The organism is Patiriisocius sp. Uisw_017, assembly GCF_047731265.1.
Lineage (GTDB): Bacteria > Bacteroidota > Bacteroidia > Flavobacteriales > Flavobacteriaceae > Patiriisocius.
On record NZ_CP159835.1, the window covers coordinates 3,367,082 to 3,382,652 of the forward strand.

12 protein-coding genes are annotated in these 15,571 nt (G+C 35.9%); 9 read left to right on the forward strand and 3 right to left on the reverse strand.

Features of this window, described 5'->3' with window-relative positions; all coding sequences use genetic code 11:
* Positions 1-2: 2 nt before the first annotated feature.
* Complete coding sequence (locus ABXT67_RS15265; protein ID WP_415377011.1) at positions 3-1,343, reverse strand: alanine/glycine:cation symporter family protein; 1,341 nt, start codon at positions 1,341-1,343, stop codon at positions 3-5.
* Positions 1,344-1,457: 114 nt separating this feature from the next.
* Between ABXT67_RS15265 and ABXT67_RS15270 the strand changes: the two genes are divergently transcribed.
* Positions 1,458-2,708, forward strand: a complete 1,251-nt coding sequence (locus tag ABXT67_RS15270; RefSeq protein ID WP_415374892.1) for an acyloxyacyl hydrolase — start codon at positions 1,458-1,460, stop codon at positions 2,706-2,708.
* 16 nt (positions 2,709-2,724) lie between these two features.
* On the opposite strand, the gene ABXT67_RS15275 is transcribed toward ABXT67_RS15270, so the two are convergent.
* Complete coding sequence (locus ABXT67_RS15275; protein ID WP_415374893.1) at positions 2,725-3,675, reverse strand: phosphoribosylaminoimidazolesuccinocarboxamide synthase; 951 nt, start codon at positions 3,673-3,675, stop codon at positions 2,725-2,727.
* Between the two features lie 302 nt (positions 3,676-3,977).
* Positions 3,978-4,934, reverse strand: a complete 957-nt coding sequence (locus tag ABXT67_RS15280) for a PhoH family protein (RefSeq protein WP_415374894.1) — start codon at positions 4,932-4,934, stop codon at positions 3,978-3,980.
* 117 nt (positions 4,935-5,051) lie between these two features.
* Here ABXT67_RS15280 and ABXT67_RS15285 point away from each other — a divergent pair, with 117 nt between their 5' ends.
* The 8 genes from ABXT67_RS15285 (at position 5,052) to ABXT67_RS15320 (ending at position 15,535) form a co-directional block, all read left to right on the forward strand.
* Positions 5,052-5,882 carry an SAM hydrolase/SAM-dependent halogenase family protein gene (locus ABXT67_RS15285; protein WP_415374895.1) on the forward strand — a complete coding sequence of 277 codons (831 nt, stop codon included), beginning with the start codon at positions 5,052-5,054 and terminating at the stop codon, positions 5,880-5,882.
* 15 nt (positions 5,883-5,897) lie between these two features.
* The gene (locus ABXT67_RS15290; RefSeq protein WP_415374896.1) at positions 5,898-6,197 is read left to right on the forward strand and encodes a putative quinol monooxygenase; all 300 of its coding nucleotides are present in this window, start codon (positions 5,898-5,900) and stop codon (positions 6,195-6,197) included.
* Positions 6,198-6,341: 144 nt separating this feature from the next.
* Complete coding sequence (gene gldF, locus ABXT67_RS15295; RefSeq protein WP_415374897.1) at positions 6,342-7,061, forward strand: gliding motility-associated ABC transporter permease subunit GldF; 720 nt, start codon at positions 6,342-6,344, stop codon at positions 7,059-7,061.
* Positions 7,058-8,752: a gliding motility-associated ABC transporter substrate-binding protein GldG gene (gene gldG / locus ABXT67_RS15300; RefSeq protein ID WP_415374898.1), complete on the forward strand. Its 1,695-nt coding sequence runs from the start codon at positions 7,058-7,060 to the stop codon at positions 8,750-8,752. Before gldF ends, gldG begins: the two co-directional genes overlap by 4 nt.
* A gap of 125 nt (positions 8,753-8,877) precedes the next feature.
* Positions 8,878-9,996 carry a DNA polymerase III subunit beta gene (dnaN, locus tag ABXT67_RS15305; RefSeq protein WP_415374899.1) on the forward strand — a complete coding sequence of 373 codons (1,119 nt, stop codon included), beginning with the start codon at positions 8,878-8,880 and terminating at the stop codon, positions 9,994-9,996.
* Between the two features lie 457 nt (positions 9,997-10,453).
* On the forward strand, positions 10,454-10,717 hold the full coding sequence (locus ABXT67_RS15310) for an FG-GAP repeat protein (RefSeq protein WP_415374900.1): 264 nt from the start codon (positions 10,454-10,456) through the stop codon (positions 10,715-10,717).
* 182 nt (positions 10,718-10,899) lie between these two features.
* On the forward strand, positions 10,900-12,906 hold the full coding sequence (locus ABXT67_RS15315; protein WP_415374901.1) for a TonB-dependent receptor domain-containing protein: 2,007 nt from the start codon (positions 10,900-10,902) through the stop codon (positions 12,904-12,906).
* Positions 12,907-13,021: 115 nt separating this feature from the next.
* On the forward strand, positions 13,022-15,535 hold the full coding sequence (locus tag ABXT67_RS15320; RefSeq protein WP_415374902.1) for a LamG-like jellyroll fold domain-containing protein: 2,514 nt from the start codon (positions 13,022-13,024) through the stop codon (positions 15,533-15,535).
* The last annotated feature ends 36 nt before the right edge of the window (positions 15,536-15,571 follow it).

Sequence of the window (15,571 nt, forward strand, 5' to 3'; positions counted from 1 at the left end):
TATTATTTTTTCAAATTTCTAAAATATTTTTTACTTACTTCTAAAACTTTTGGTGCGAGTAGTATTGCACTAAACATAGTAGGGATTGCCATGAGTGCAAAAAATGTATCTATTAAGTTTATCATCAGGCTTAAAGATGTAGTTGCCCCTAACAATATACTCACCATATATATATAAGTATAGTATCCCTTGTTCTTAGTTCCAAATAAAAAGGACATACACTTTGTACCGTAATATGCATAAGAGAACAGCGAAGAAATACTAAACACCGCAATACACAGCATCAAGGCATATTTCCCATAGTTTGATATGCCAGCTTCAAAAGCAGTAACGGTTAAACTCACTCCGTTTGCATTAGATGATTGCCAAACGCCAGTCACCAATATGGCAAGTGCTGTTAAGGTGCAAATTAAAAGTGTGTCAATAGCGGGTCCCAACATCGCAACGAGTCCTTCTCTCACGGGTTCGTTTGTTTTTGCCGCTCCATGTGCCATTGGAGCTGTGCCAATACCAGCTTCATTAGAAAAAGCTCCTCGTCTTATGCCTAGTAAAATAAGGCCGCCCACTACGCCACCCATAAATGAATCTCCTTTATAAAAATTTGCCGAAAAAGCATCTGTAAAAATTAATTTAAAATACCGGGGCACTTCTTCTATATGAACTCCTAAAATCACTAAAACTAATACTAAATAAAGAGCCACCATTGCTGGCACCAGTTTACTTGTTGTTTTACTTATTCGTGATAATCCTCCAAGAATAACAGCGCCTGTGCAAATTGTCAAAACAATTCCTACGATCAAATTACTTTTAAATCCAGTATAAAGACCTGAAGGAATAATGATAATATCGTTTAATGCCTGGGTAAATTGATTCACATTAAATACTGGCAATGCTCCAAATAAACCAGCAATACTAAAAAACACCGCTAAAAAATACCACCGTTTACCCAAACCCTCCCGAATCACGTACATAGGACCTCCTTGTAAATCTCCATTATCATCGGTGCCTCTGTAAAGTAGAGCGAGTGTAGCGGTGAAATATTTTGTACTCATTCCAATCACTGCACTTACCCACATCCAGAAAACCGCGCCAGGCCCCCCTATTGCAATTGCAACAGCAACACCCGAAATATTCCCCATTCCAATGGTCGCAGATAGCGCAGTCATTAAAGCTGCAAAATGACTTATTTCTCCTGTATCATTCTCATCATCATATTTTCCTCGTAGCACAGCTACTGCGTGTCCTAAATGTCTAAAAGGAAGGAACCTAACGCTAATCATTAAATATATCCCACCACCTATTAACAAAATGAGTAGTGGTAATCCCCAAGCTATAGATGCCATTTGAGAAAATAAATCTTCCAGAGTTTGAAACACAAGGTTTAATTTTAAAAATTGTTAGGTAAAAGTAATTTAAATTTTAAAATAGAAAGGATATGTCTTTATTTGCAGATTCAAATGAAAAAAATAATATACTTTTTAATAGGGCTACTTCCTGTAATAATATTTAGTCAAGATAATTCTGATTGGAAAAAAGGCTCTTTTACAATTACGCCGGAAATCTTAGTTGGTTACACGGCACCCTCTAACATATACTTTCCTGAAATGGGGTTGCAAAAACAATTTATTCTAAGTCTAGGGAGGAATCACAATAATAACCCGCAAGAATGGGCACAGCGATATGATGGTCCAGAGACAGGAGTTTCGTTTGGTATTTCAGATTTTGGGAATTTAGATAGTTTAGGTATCGCTATTACTGTGATGCCTTATGTAGGGTTTAAATCTTTTGGTTCAAATCGTTTTACTACTAATATAGGCCTAGGTGCGTCTTATTTTAATAAAAAATATGATCCTATTACCAATCCAAATAATCGAGCCGTTACAACAGATGTAACTTGGGCCTTTAGAGCATATCTACACTATAATTTCCTAAAAACTAAACGCATAGATTTGCGCTTAGGCCTTGGCTACTCTCATCACTCTAATGGTCACACTAAATTAGATAACCAAGGATATAATTCATTTTTATTAGGGTTATCAGCAGCAATACACGCTGCGGAAAATGAACCCATTGAAAACGAATCCTCTGCACTTCAATTTAAGAAAAGCGCTTATCATTATTGGAGTCTTAGATATGGGCAAGGCCTTAATGCGCTTGGCTATGCTTTCAATAAAAACAAACCTGTTTACACCGTTGAGTTTGAATATGGTAAAGTTTATAACAACAACTTTAAAATAGGAGTTGGAGTTTTTTATAGATTGTACCAACACTATTACGACTATATACAGCAAAATGAATCTTTAGTACAAGACGGAAGAGAATTTGCATCCTTCAAGGAAAATCCTTTTTACAATGCATCAAATCTAGCAGTTTATGTGAATGGCGAATTTTTCCTGAATCATTTCGGTATAGATTTAAAATTAGGATACAATATTTTTAAACCTGGTTATAAAATTGATAGGCGTATAAATGCAGGCTGGTTTCAAACACCACAAGAAATTCCAGAAAATTGGGTGCTTGGAAAGTTTAATTCAAAATATAAATTTAAACAGGCTATTAATATAAGAATGGGACTTAGGTATTATTTAATTGGCACTTCAGAAAAACCGAAACAAAACATCTTTATTGGTGCTCATTTAAATGCAAATATGGGTCAAGCAGATTTTACTGAATTTAGTATTGGCTATGTACAATCATTTGGGTTTTAAAAAGAATCTTTGGTTTTCAAACTTTAAAATAGGCAGCAACGTTTTCTTCAATTCTTGAGCTTATATTCGAAACATCTGCTTTGACAAATTTTTCACCTGTGATGTTTTCATATAATTCGATATAGCGTTCTGAAACAGTTTTGATGTATGCATCACTCATAAAAGGTGTGGTTTGTCCTTCTAATCCTTGAAAATCGTTAGCAATAAGCCACTGGCGTACAAACTCTTTTGATAATTGTTTTTGAGATTCATTATTTTTTTGACGTTTCTCATATCCTTCTGTATAAAAATATCGTGAAGAATCTGGCGTGTGTATCTCGTCTATTAATACAATTTTTCCGTTTTTAGTTTTTCCGAATTCGTACTTCGTATCTACCAAAATCAATCCTCGACTTGCAGCAATTTCGCTTCCTCGTTGAAACAATTTCCTTGTATAATCTTCTAAAACCAAATAATCTTCTTGTGCTACAATTCCGCGTTTCAAAATTTCTTCTCTAGAAATGTCTTCATCGTGATCTCCCATTTCTGCTTTCGTAGCAGGAGTGATAATTGGCTCGGGAAATTTGTCGTTTTCTTTCATCCCCTCTGGCATTTCAACGCCGCACAAAATCCGTTTTCCAGCCTTATATTCTCTTGCCGCATGACCACTCATATAACCCCTAATAACCATTTCAACTTTATAAGGATTACACGCTTCTCCAATTGCAACGTTAGGATCTGGTGTCGCGATAAGCCAATTTGGAACCAAATCTTGGGTGTCGCGCATCATTTTTGTAGCAATCTGGTTAAGGATTTGTCCTTTATATGGGATCCCCTTAGGCATCACCACATCAAAAGCACTTAATCTATCTGTAGCTACCATTAATAATAGGTTATTCTCTAAAGTGTATACAGATCTTACTTTTCCATGATAGACCTTTTTTTGTCCAGGGAAATTGAAATTGGTTTTTATTATTGTACTACTCATTTTTATTCTTGATTTATTCTTAAGAAATCCCACTTCAGAATGTCGGATAAACTGTTTTAAATTTTATTTAAATTACTATCTAAATCAACTTTCCGCCAACCTGCGGATTACATAATTTTAGTATTATTAGGACTCCCCCTTTAGTTCCTCAGTGGTGGCAAGCAGCGGCGAAGCGGGCTAGTTTGTTGTTTTATTTTGAATTTTTAGTTTGTACGTTTAGAAAAGACGAACACGTTTATCGTTTATGAATTTATAAGTTGTACTTTTTTTAAAAGATTGCTTGCTAACTTTTAAACTCTTTTTTACGAATCTAAATTTTCAATACTCTTATAAGCTGAAATAACTTCTTTAACGAGTCTATGACGAATTATATCTTTATCGTCTAAATGAATTATTCCTACCCCTTTAACATCTTTAAGAACTAGGAGCGCTTCTTTTAATCCAGAAATTACACGTCTGGGTAAATCTATTTGCCCTGGATCTCCGGTAATCATGAATTTTGCGTGTTTTCCCATCCTCGTCAAAAACATCTTCATTTGAGCGTGCGTTGTATTTTGAGCCTCGTCTAAGATTACAAAGGCATTATCTAATGTTCTCCCACGCATAAAAGCCATTGGAGCAATTTGAATTACTCCTTTTTCAACATAGCTTTCTAGCTTTTCATGCGGAATCATATCTCGCAATGCATCATACAAAGGCTGCATATATGGATCTAATTTTTCTTTGAGATCTCCTGGTAAAAATCCTAAGTTTTCTCCTGCTTCTACTGCAGGACGTGTTAAGATAATTTTTTTAACTTGTTTTTCTTTGAGTGCTCTAACTGCTAAGGCAACACCTGTATATGTTTTACCCGTTCCCGCAGGACCTACTGCAAAAACCATATCATTTTTACCCATTAATTCAACTAGCTTTCGCTGGTTTGCGGTGACTGCTTTAATTTGTTTTCCACTAACTCCATGAACTAATATTTCCCCACTTTTAGCAGTGGTTTCATAATCTGCTTTGCTCCGACTTAAAAGAACACGCTCCATAACATTCTCATCAATTTTATTATATTTTGTAAAATGTTCTAAGAGCATTGTAATGCGTTTATCAAACTCTTCAAGCACATCATCATCGCCATAGGCCTTTATTTTACTGCCTCGAGCGACAATTTTAAGTTTCGGAAAATAATTTTTTAGGAGATTAATATTCGAATTTTGATTCCCGAAGAATTCCCCAGGATTAATCTCAGTTAGTTCAATAATAAGTTCGTTCAAAAGCGGTTCTGATTTTAAGATGAATACTTTATTATAAGTTCATTGTAAATATACTTTTATAGAACTAAAAGTAGTTTAAATTTGTAACAGTACTGTCAACAAAATATCAACAAATACATGCCCATAATAACCTTAACTACAGACTTTGGCGAAAAAGATCACTTTGCGGGTGCAGTAAAAGGGGCTATTTATACCGAGTTAGAGAGCGTTAAAATTGTTGATATCTCGCATTCTGTTTCACCATTTCATATTACAGAGGCGGCATATATAATTCAAAATGCGTACAAAAGCTTTCCCATAGGAACGATACATATTATAGGTATTGACAGCGAGTTTAATCCTGAAAACAAACACATAGCGGCCTATCTTGACGGTCATTATTTTGTGTGTGCTAACAATGGAATTATTTCGATGTTAACCAACGATATTAATCCAGAAAAGATTGTTGAAATTAATATTCACGATCGGATTATCTCAAACTTCCCAGTGTTAGACGTTTTTGTAAAAGTTGCCTGTCATATTGCTCGTGGCGGAACGCTAGAGGTCATTGGAAAACCTATTTCTGAAATTAAAGAAATACGAGGCATACGACCACAAGTGAATCAAGAAGCAAATCAAATTATTGGCAGTGTAATTTATATTGATAACTATGGCAACGTTATTACAAATATCAAGAAGTCACTGTTTGAAGAGGTTGGGAAAGGACGAGAATTTAAAATTGCTACTCGAACCGCTAGTTTTGATAAAATCCATAGCCACTATAGTGATGCTATAAACTTTGAACAACCTGTTGAAAAAAGAGATGAAGACGGTAAAAAAATAGCCTTATGGAATTCTTCTCAATATTTAGAACTTGCTATTTACAAAAGCAATCCGGCAACCGTGGGCAGCGCGTCCACCTTATTTGGATTGGCATATAGAGATACTATTGTTCTTAATTTTAATTAAAAGCATCCCAATTATATGTTTACAAGAATCGTGAAAATGGAGTTTAAAGGAGAAATGGTATCCCTGTTTCTTGCTAATTTTGAAAAGATAAAGGGCAAGATTCGTAATTTTGAAGGATGTGAATATCTGAAGTTGTTACGAGACAAAAACGACCCAACTATATTTTTTACTTATAGTAAATGGCAACATGAAGATCATTTAGAAAATTATAGAAATAGCGAATTATTTAAAGGTGTTTGGGCAACAACAAAACCAATGTTTCGTTCTAAAGCCGCTGCTTGGAGTGTGGACGTGCTGGATGCCGGTAGCCAGTAGTCGAAATCTTTTAATGGAGAATATAATTTATTGAAAATGACTTCTAAACTACTTGAATCATAAACCAATACACAAAACTAAAAGCTCACAACCGAAAACGCAGCTTAAAGCTAAAAACATATAAACCTTTAAACTTATAACCTTTTGTTCTCTATCATTAAAAAAGAAATAACCTCCTTTTTCTCAAGTCCAATTGGATATTTGGTCATAGGGATATTCCTTATTATTAATGGCTTGTTCTTATGGATTTTTGAAGGTGATTTTAATATTCTGGATAGTGGCTTTGCAGATTTAGCTCCATTTTTCGACTTAGCTCCTTGGGTGCTGCTCTTCTTAATACCGGCAGTAACCATGCGTGCTTTTAGTGACGAGTTAAGACAAGGTACCTTAGAGCTTTTACTAACAAAACCATTGTCCATAAAAACAATTGTCTTAGGCAAATTTTGGGGTGCCGTTTTGCTAATTATCATTGCCTTAATCCCTACCCTATTATATGTAAGTACGATTTCTAGCCTTGGAAATCCTGCAGGAAATTTTGACCTAGGCAGTACCCTAGGTTCTTATATTGGATTGTTCTTTTTAGTACTTTCCTATACCGCCATTGGCGTATTTGCTTCTACCCTATCTTCCAATCAAATTGTATCTTTCATTGTAGCATTTTTGCTTTGTTTCTTCCTTTATTATGGCTTTGACGCAATGAATGCCTTAACAAGTTCAAATAGCTTTATTGGGCAACTTGGATTTAAATTTCATTATGACAGTATTGCTAGAGGTGTTTTGGACACACGAGATATTGTTTACTTTTTAAGTATTGCTATTGTCTTTTTAGGTGCAACTGTTTTAAAACTGAAAAACACATATTGATAGCCTCCAAAAACATAAAATTTGTCGCTGTATTAATTGCGGTAGTAGTACTCTCAAATGTCTTGAGTCAATATCTCTACAAACGATTTGACTTAACACAAGACAAACGCTATACAATTGCCAAGGCTACGGAAATAATTATTGAAAAAGCAGCAGTACCCTTGATCATAGATGTTTTCTTAGAAGGTAAATTTCCTGCGGAATTTAGGCGACTTCAAGCCGAAACCAAACAACTCCTCAATGAGTTTTCAGCTAGAAACCGAAACATTCAATTTGAATTTATAAATCCTTTAGAAAGCACCGAAAATCTCGAAAAAATTGAAGCTGAATTCTTCAAAAACGGTCTTATTCCTGCGGAAGTACAAGTGCGTGATAATGGAAAAATTTCCATAGAAAGAATTTATCCTTGGGCAATGGCTTATTATAATGGGAAAACCGTTAAAATTCCGTTGTTAAAAAATACTTTGGGTGCTACTTCACAAGAGCGGGTACATAATTCTATTCAAAATTTAGAATACGCTTTTGCTGATGGTTTTAACAAACTTATTAACGCAAAAAGCAAAACCGTGGCTGTTCTTAAGGGAAACGGAGAATTAGAAGACAAACAAATTGCCAGTTTCTTAAAAACTACAAGAGAATATTACGGTATTGCACCCTTCATTTTAGACAGTGTTTCTCAAAATCCTGAGCGCACCTTGCAGCAACTTACCACTTTTGATCTCGTCGTAATAGCAAAACCTACCGAAGCATTTACTGATGCCGAAAAATATGTGCTTGATCAATACATTATGAATGGTGGTGCATCCCTGTGGCTTCTGGATGTTATAGAACAAAAGCAAGATCCACAAACAGGTAAAATGTATGCGGTGGCCAATGATTTAGGACTCAACGATTTGCTTTTTAAATATGGTCTTCGTATAAACCCTACGCTAGTAAAGGATATGTACAGTGCTCCCATTGTTTTAGCACAAGGCACTGAGGAAGACTCCCAATACCAGCAATATCCTTGGTTTTTCTATCCGCTGGTCGCAAGCGCACAATCACACCCCATTGTCACAAATATTGAAGGGGTAAAATTTGAATATGCGGCGCCCATAGACGTATTGGATACCGATGTTAAAAAAACAGTTTTACTAAGCAGCTCACCACTCACTAGTTTTAACATCCTGCCATTGGAAATAAACTTTGATCTATACATCCCTCAGTTTTTAAAATATGTAAACGAAGGTCCTAATCCAGAAGCCTTTTCTGCTGGAGAAATACCGCTCGCTGTATTGCTTGAAGGAACCTTTACTTCAGCTTTAAAAAACAGGGTAAAGCCGTTCAAAATAAAAGATAAATCCATTTTAAAGGATCAAAGTGTCCCCACAAAAATGATTGTGGTTAGTGATGGTGATCTTATAAAAAATCAGTTTGACAAAAACAGACCCCTACCCACGGGTTTTGATAAAATGACCCAGACGATGTATGGAAACAGTGATTTTCTGCTCAATAGTATCAACTATTTATTGGATGACACAGGACTTATAAACATACGTACAAAGAAAATTACCATCCCTTTTCTCGACCCACAAAAAGCACAAAACGACCGTGTCTTTTGGCAGGCTATTAACCTTTTGTTGCCATTGGTTTTATTAGGTATTTTTGGAGGAGTCTTTAACTACTATAGAAAACGCAAATATGCATGCTAACTGTTAATAAGTTAGTTTTTAGTAACGTTGTAATTGAGATATATTTGTACCTCGACTGCGCTCAGCACAGGTAGCTTGAGTTATAGTTTTAGAATCATTTTTTTATCATAAAGAAATAACAACCCATGAAATTTATCGTATCCAGTTCGTATCTTTTAAAGCAACTTCAGGTTTTAGGAGGTATTATAAACAATAACAACACACTTCCTATTTTAGATAATTTCTTATTTGATTTGGATAATAATTCGTTAAGGGTTTCTGCTTCAGATTTAGAAACTACGGTATCTTCCATTTTAGATGTAGAAAGTTCAGAAAGTGGCGTAGTTTGTATTCCTGCAAGATTGTTGTTGGATACATTAAAGACCTTCCCTGAGCAACCACTTACCTTCACTATCGAAGATAATAACACGGTAGAGATTAGTTCTAACCACGGTAAATACGCATTGGCGTATGCAGCTGGCGAAGATTTTCCGCAGCCTGTAACTTTAAAAGATCCATCAGCAACTATTTTGCAAGGTGATGTTCTTGCCACTGCGATTAGTAAAACTATTTTCGCCAGTGGTAATGACGATTTGAGACCTGTAATGAGTGGTGTCTTTTTTCAGTTTAATACAGATGGGTTAACTTTTGTTGCTACAGACGCTCATAAACTAGTTAAATACACTCGAAGTGATATTAGCGCATCAGAAACAGCAGAATTCATCATGCCTAAGAAACCTTTAAATCTTTTAAAAGGTATTTTAGCCGGTAGCGAAGATGAAGTTACGATTGAATATAATGAGAGCAACGCAAAGTTTACTTTTGACAAAACAGAAATGATCTGTCGTCTAATCGACGGGAAATATCCTAATTACGAGGCAGTAATCCCTAAGGAGAATCCAAATAAATTAACAATTGACCGCAACCAATTTTTAAACAGTGTGCGTCGTGTTTCTATTTTCAGTAATAAAACGACTCACCAAATACGTTTAAAAATTGCAGGAGCAGAACTAAATGTATCTGCGGAAGATATTGACTACAGCAACAAAGCAGAAGAGCGTTTAACTTGCGATTACCAGGGAGATGATATGCAGATAGGTTTCAACTCCCGTTTTTTAACCGAGATGTTAAACAATCTCACCAGCAACGAAGTATCGTTAGAAATGAGTTTGCCAAACCGTGCAGGAATTCTTACTCCTACAGATGGTCTTGATGAAGGCGAAGTAGTGACTATGCTTGTGATGCCAGTGATGTTGAACAACTAGGTTTTCCCTCCTTCGCTGAAAATAAGAAGCATAAGATAGGATTTTAGTAAAATAGAATAAGCTCTCCAATTTGGGGAGCTTATTTTATTTAAAGGAGTCCTGTCAAACTAAGAAGTAATACCGCTTACTCCTACCTTGCGTTACCCTAAACATTTTAAAAGACAATTTAAAACCAATTGTTTAATAACAGCAACAAACTTAGTTTGACAAATTATTTGACTTATTTGCCCCTGATTTTTTTGTTGAATAGCGATAACAAATTTTATAACCGCAGGTTTTTCTTCCTGTTTTTTAGGTAAAAACGTCTATAAGAACAACCTATTTCGAGATACTGTCTTTCCTGTTTTTTTTTAACATTTTGTCGTTACCTAACAAAAAAGGATGGTTCACAACGTTTTTTTGTTGTGATTACAACTATAAAGTATTTTCATAAAAAATAATTTTAAAATACTTAAAAATGATGATAAAACAACAACACAAACACTGCATAGTACTTTTTGGGTTATTACTACGCTGCCCGCTATTGAATATCTCACAAACACAACTAGGACGGGATATTGATGGGGAGGCTGCTGATGATTTTTCAGGTGAATCCGTAAGTCTAAGTGCAGATGGCACTATAATGGCCGTTGGAGCAAATAGAAATGATGGAAATGGAACTAATTCTGGACACGTACGCATTTCTGGCTATGATGGCGATAACTGGAATCAAGGATTTTGAATCAAGCGAACATTTTTAAAAAATAAAATCTCTCAACTCGGAAGATTTTTTTATGTCTATGCATTTCTAAATGTTCTTACTTTGCGTATTTTCACTTTATCATGAAAAAAGGTCTTTTGGTATGTAGTATGCTCTTTATTTTCTGTGTTAACAGTTCTGCGCAAAAAACACTAAAGGATTCGGTGAGCAGCGCCACGTCCTTAAGACCGGTAATACTTTCTGCCTCCTTTCAAAAAGAGAGTGGTGTTTTAGTGCCCACTTCTCAAATTTCTGAAGAGGCTATTGCACAATTTAGTCCTGTAGATTTGGTGGACGTTATAAATCAAACTACTGGGGTTTATATACAAAGTGGCGCAATTAATACCAATAGGATTACGATTCGCGGAGTGGGATCGCGGACGCTTTTTGGCACTAATAAAATACGTGCCTATTTTAATGGGATTCCAATTACAAACGGCGCAGGAGAAACCACCATTGATAGCTATAACACGAACACTATAGGAAATTTAGAAATCGTAAAAGGACCTAAAGCCACACAATACGGTAGCAATCTAGGAGGCACTTTGTTACTGTCAACAAACAAACCTGAGGCAGATGGTTTTTCGCTGCACAATTATTTTACAGTGGGTTCTTTTGGCTTGTTCAAACACACCACTAATTTTGTGGTAGAAGATGATGATTTAAGTGTTCATTATAGTTATGAGCATTTGCAACTAGATGGATATCGAGAAAATAATGCCTATAATAGAAATAGTTATTTACTTACTATCGATTCTAGGTTGAACGATACCTTTTCATTGGGTATTCTTTTTCAGCATTTTAATACCTATGCTGAAATAGCCAGTTCTTTATCTCAAGAAAATTTTGATGTAGATCCCTCGCAAGCAGCTTTTACTTGGGGGCAGGCCAAAGGTTTTAAAGACAACAGGTCTGTTCTTGCGGGATTGAGTTTGACTTCAAAAATTTCTGAAAGTGTTAGCAATACGACCAGTATTTATTATTCTTATTTAGATTCTTACGAACCCAGACCTTTCAATATTTTAGATCAACACACCAATGGCTATGGCGCTCGAAGTATTTTTGCCAAAGAATTTTTTAACCGAAACCGAAAAACAATCATAAGCCTAGGAACTGAATGGAATCAAGATTTTTATAATTGGGAAACCATTGAAAATAGATATGAAGAAAATGCAGGCTTTGGCAGTTTAGAAGGTCAAATGTTAAGTGATAACAAAGAAGAGAGAACTAGTTTTAATATTTTTGGCGCCGCAAAATTTCCCGTTAGCGCAAAGATTAAAGCTGAAGTGGGGTTGAATATAAACAAGACCCAGTACTCATATTCAGATTTATTTACTTTAGGAACCGAAAATAAAAGTGCCAACCGAAATTTTGACCCGATCCTCGCTCCTAATCTTAGTCTTTTATACCTGCTAAACTCCAGCATTACATTTTACGCAAACGGGAGTCGTGGTTTTAATTATCCAAGTATTGAAGAAACCCTAACTCCAGAAGGTGTTATCAATCCAGACATAAGCCCTGAAAAAGGATGGAATTATGAAATAGGGACAGAAACCAAATTCTTTAATAACAAACTCCAAATACAAGTAGCAGCCTACCTCCTATCCATTCAAGATTTATTGGTGGCAGAACGGGTGGGAGACGATCAATTTATTGGGCGAAACGCAGGAAAAACAGAACACAAAGGATTGGAAGTATCCATAAACTATAAAGACAGTTTGGGTGAGAAACTTACTTTAGCTGCTTATGTAAATTCAGAATTCAATGCACATACCTTTGTAGACTTTGTAGATGGCGATAGTGATTTTTCTGGGAATGGCTTGACAGGGATTCCAAGAGAAAAAATAGCCACAGGATTTCGAGTTACGCACGATCTTGGCTTCTTTGCCTCTACAAATTATCAATACATAGGAGTTCAACCCATTACAGATTCAAATTCATTGTACAGCGATTCTTATCAAATAGTTAATGTATTGGCTGGATATAAAACGAATATTTATAATTTTCTTACGGCCACCATTTCCGCAGGGATCAATAATCTAGCAGATGAGACATACGCTTCCTCTATTCTTATAAATGCTTCGTCTTTTGGAGGGAATTCACCTAGGTATTTCTATCCAGGGGAGCCAAGAAATTATTTCACCAGTTTTCAGGTATCTTATTTTTTCTAAAGAGAGGCATAGGGCACTAGCACTTAAATTTTAACGTATAATCATATCACAACTAGTAAGATTTTCATATTTTCGGTTATTGTTAAAAACCAACCAATTAAATAGTCTTCATACGATGGAAAAATTCAACTTTAAAAAGTCCCTGTTTATTTTTTTAGTACTGTGTACTTCGTTCATTGCACAATCACAAACCAATCAATATCTTCATTTTGATGGGGTAGATGATTATACAGAACTCCCTAATGGCGCTGCTTTTGTGGATGGTTTAAATACCATTTCTATGACGGGATGGTTTAATACAGATGCGTTGGTATATGGGCAAGGAATGATGAGTATTAGAGGTGGTGGAACAGGTGCTGGAGAGATGTATCTCATCCAATTAAGTGATGGTATTATAGAATGTAGAGTCATTACCAGTACAGGGTTGCATCAAGTTGTTGCGCCAGCAGGAACCATAGTAGCTGGAACTTGGCAGCATATTGCTTGGGTTTTTAATGAAACTACTGTAACATTATTTGTAGACGGTGTTTCCATTGGAAGTAGCGATGCATCAGGAACCTTCCAATCTACAACACGTCCTTTTACAGTAGGAAAATGTTTACAACCTGGATTTAACTTTATATACGGCGGTGCTGCAGACGAAGTTAGCCTATGGAGCAAAGCACTAAGTCAGGCTGAAATCGCTACAATGATTACAAACGAGTTACAAGGTAATGAAGCCAATTTAGAAATATACTATAAGTTTAACCAAGGAACACCCGCAGGAAACAATACCAATATCATGCAATTACTTGACAATAGTGGTGTTGCGGATAAGAACTCAAACTTAATGAATTTCGCATTAACTGGAGAAACTTCAAACTTTAACGGTACGCTGGAATCTGGTTTTCAAGCCATTAATTTTACTCCAGTTCCTAATAAACTAATTTCAGATGTGCCTTTTGCACTAGAAGCTACTGTGACTTCTGGCCTCACTATTGCGTTTGAGGTTATTTCAGGACCTGCAACAGTTGCCGGAAATACGCTTACTTTAGATGGTGTTCCAGGAGAAGTTACCGTTAAGGCGAGTCAAGCGGGGAATGCAGATTGGGATCCAGCCGAGGATATTTTTGCAACCTTTCAAGTATTAGACCCAGCACAGGTTCTTGTTGAATCTAAAGTGCTGCATCCATTAAATGGAGACGTTTTTGCGCCCTCACTTATTCCTTTGCAAATCGCTGTAGAAACTTCCATTGAATTTCCAGAATTATTTATGGTAGCTGAAATTATTGCTACAATAAACGGTGAAGTCGTTACGCTGGTAAACCATGAGAATGGTTTCTTTTCGGGCTGGTGGACCCCCACAAGTTATGGAAACTTTGACCTTGAAATAGAAGGAACTAACAATTATGGAGAAAGCACTACGGCTATTCAAAACTTTGATATGGTGCAACAGGCAACAAACATAACGGTAATGGCTACAGATCAAGTTTGGGTAAAAGGAGATATCCCTACCGTGACTGTCGAGTCTGATTTACCAAGTTCTATTGGTGCTTTTGATCAAATTTTAGGAACCCTTGTAATAGATTGTCCAACTGGAGGTTGTGACCCTTGGGATAGAATATCATCTGTTGAGGCACAAGGTAAAGATGGAGAATGGTTTGAAATTATTAGGTACCTTACCCCTTATGGAGTCGCCTGTCAAAGCGAAATAGACTTAACCGATTTTAGCTCATTACTTACTGGAAAAACAAAATTTAGAGTGAGTTTAGGAACCCAAGGAAATGGTTTTGAATATACGCTATTACTAAATTATCAAGCAGGTGTTCCTGAAAATGCATACAGTACGGTATCAAAATTATGGTACCAAACCTACCAGTTTGGTGATATGGCAAACTTGCAACCTACAGCGCATATAACTGCCAACTTCTCTGCAAATACCGAAAACGCGAAAATAAAATTAGTGTCTTCTGGTCACGGATGGGGTGCAAACAATACTGGAAATGCCGCCGAATTTCAAAATAACACCCATGATATTTTAGTAAATAATACTGAAACTTTTGAGCAAAACAATTGGGTAGATTGCGATCCAAACCCAGATGGGTGTAGTCCTCAAAATGGTACTTGGCGTTTTAATAGAGCTGGCTGGTGTCCTGGAAGTATTGCGCAATTTTTTGATTTTGATATGACTCCATTCGTTCAACAATCTGATATAAACTTAAGATACCGTTTTGATGAGGGCTATTCAGATTTATGCCACCCTAACAATCCGGATTGCGTCACAGGCCAAACTTGTGATAACTGTAATGATGGTTTTAATCCACATTTAATTGTTTCGTCTTATTTAATTTCTTTCGGAAATGCGCCTACTGACATTGTTTTAGGCAATGATGATATTATAAGTAACACACAATTTACAATGTATCCAAATCCTTCAGGAGGCATTTTTTATATTGATTACACCAATGCTATGGAAATTACAGATGTAGTCGTTTATGATTACCTAGGACGTCAAATATATACTCAGAAAATTAATGGTACCTCGGCTACTATTAAAGTAAATATGATGGGAAGTACACGTGGTGTATATCTTGTTAGTCTAAAAAATAACACGGAGGTTGTTTCAACAAAAAAGTTGATTATGGAATAAATTAAAATCTATAAACAAAAAAATCCGTCATAATGA

Bases quoted from the DNA above. Each gene is read 5' to 3' on its own strand.
- ABXT67_RS15265 (WP_415377011.1), bottom strand. From the start codon at position 1,343: ATGGCATCTATAGCTTGGGGATTACCACTACTCATTTTGTTAATAGGT.
- ABXT67_RS15270 (WP_415374892.1), top strand. From the start codon at position 1,458: ATGAAAAAAATAATATACTTTTTAATAGGGCTACTTCCTGTAATAATA.
- ABXT67_RS15275 (WP_415374893.1), bottom strand. From the start codon at position 3,675: ATGAGTAGTACAATAATAAAAACCAATTTCAATTTCCCTGGACAAAAA.
- ABXT67_RS15285 (WP_415374895.1), top strand. From the start codon at position 5,052: ATGCCCATAATAACCTTAACTACAGACTTTGGCGAAAAAGATCACTTT.
- ABXT67_RS15290 (WP_415374896.1), top strand. From the start codon at position 5,898: ATGTTTACAAGAATCGTGAAAATGGAGTTTAAAGGAGAAATGGTATCC.
- dnaN (WP_415374899.1), top strand. From the start codon at position 8,878: ATGAAATTTATCGTATCCAGTTCGTATCTTTTAAAGCAACTTCAGGTT.
- ABXT67_RS15310 (WP_415374900.1), top strand. From the start codon at position 10,454: ATGATGATAAAACAACAACACAAACACTGCATAGTACTTTTTGGGTTA.
- ABXT67_RS15320 (WP_415374902.1), top strand. From the start codon at position 13,022: ATGGAAAAATTCAACTTTAAAAAGTCCCTGTTTATTTTTTTAGTACTG.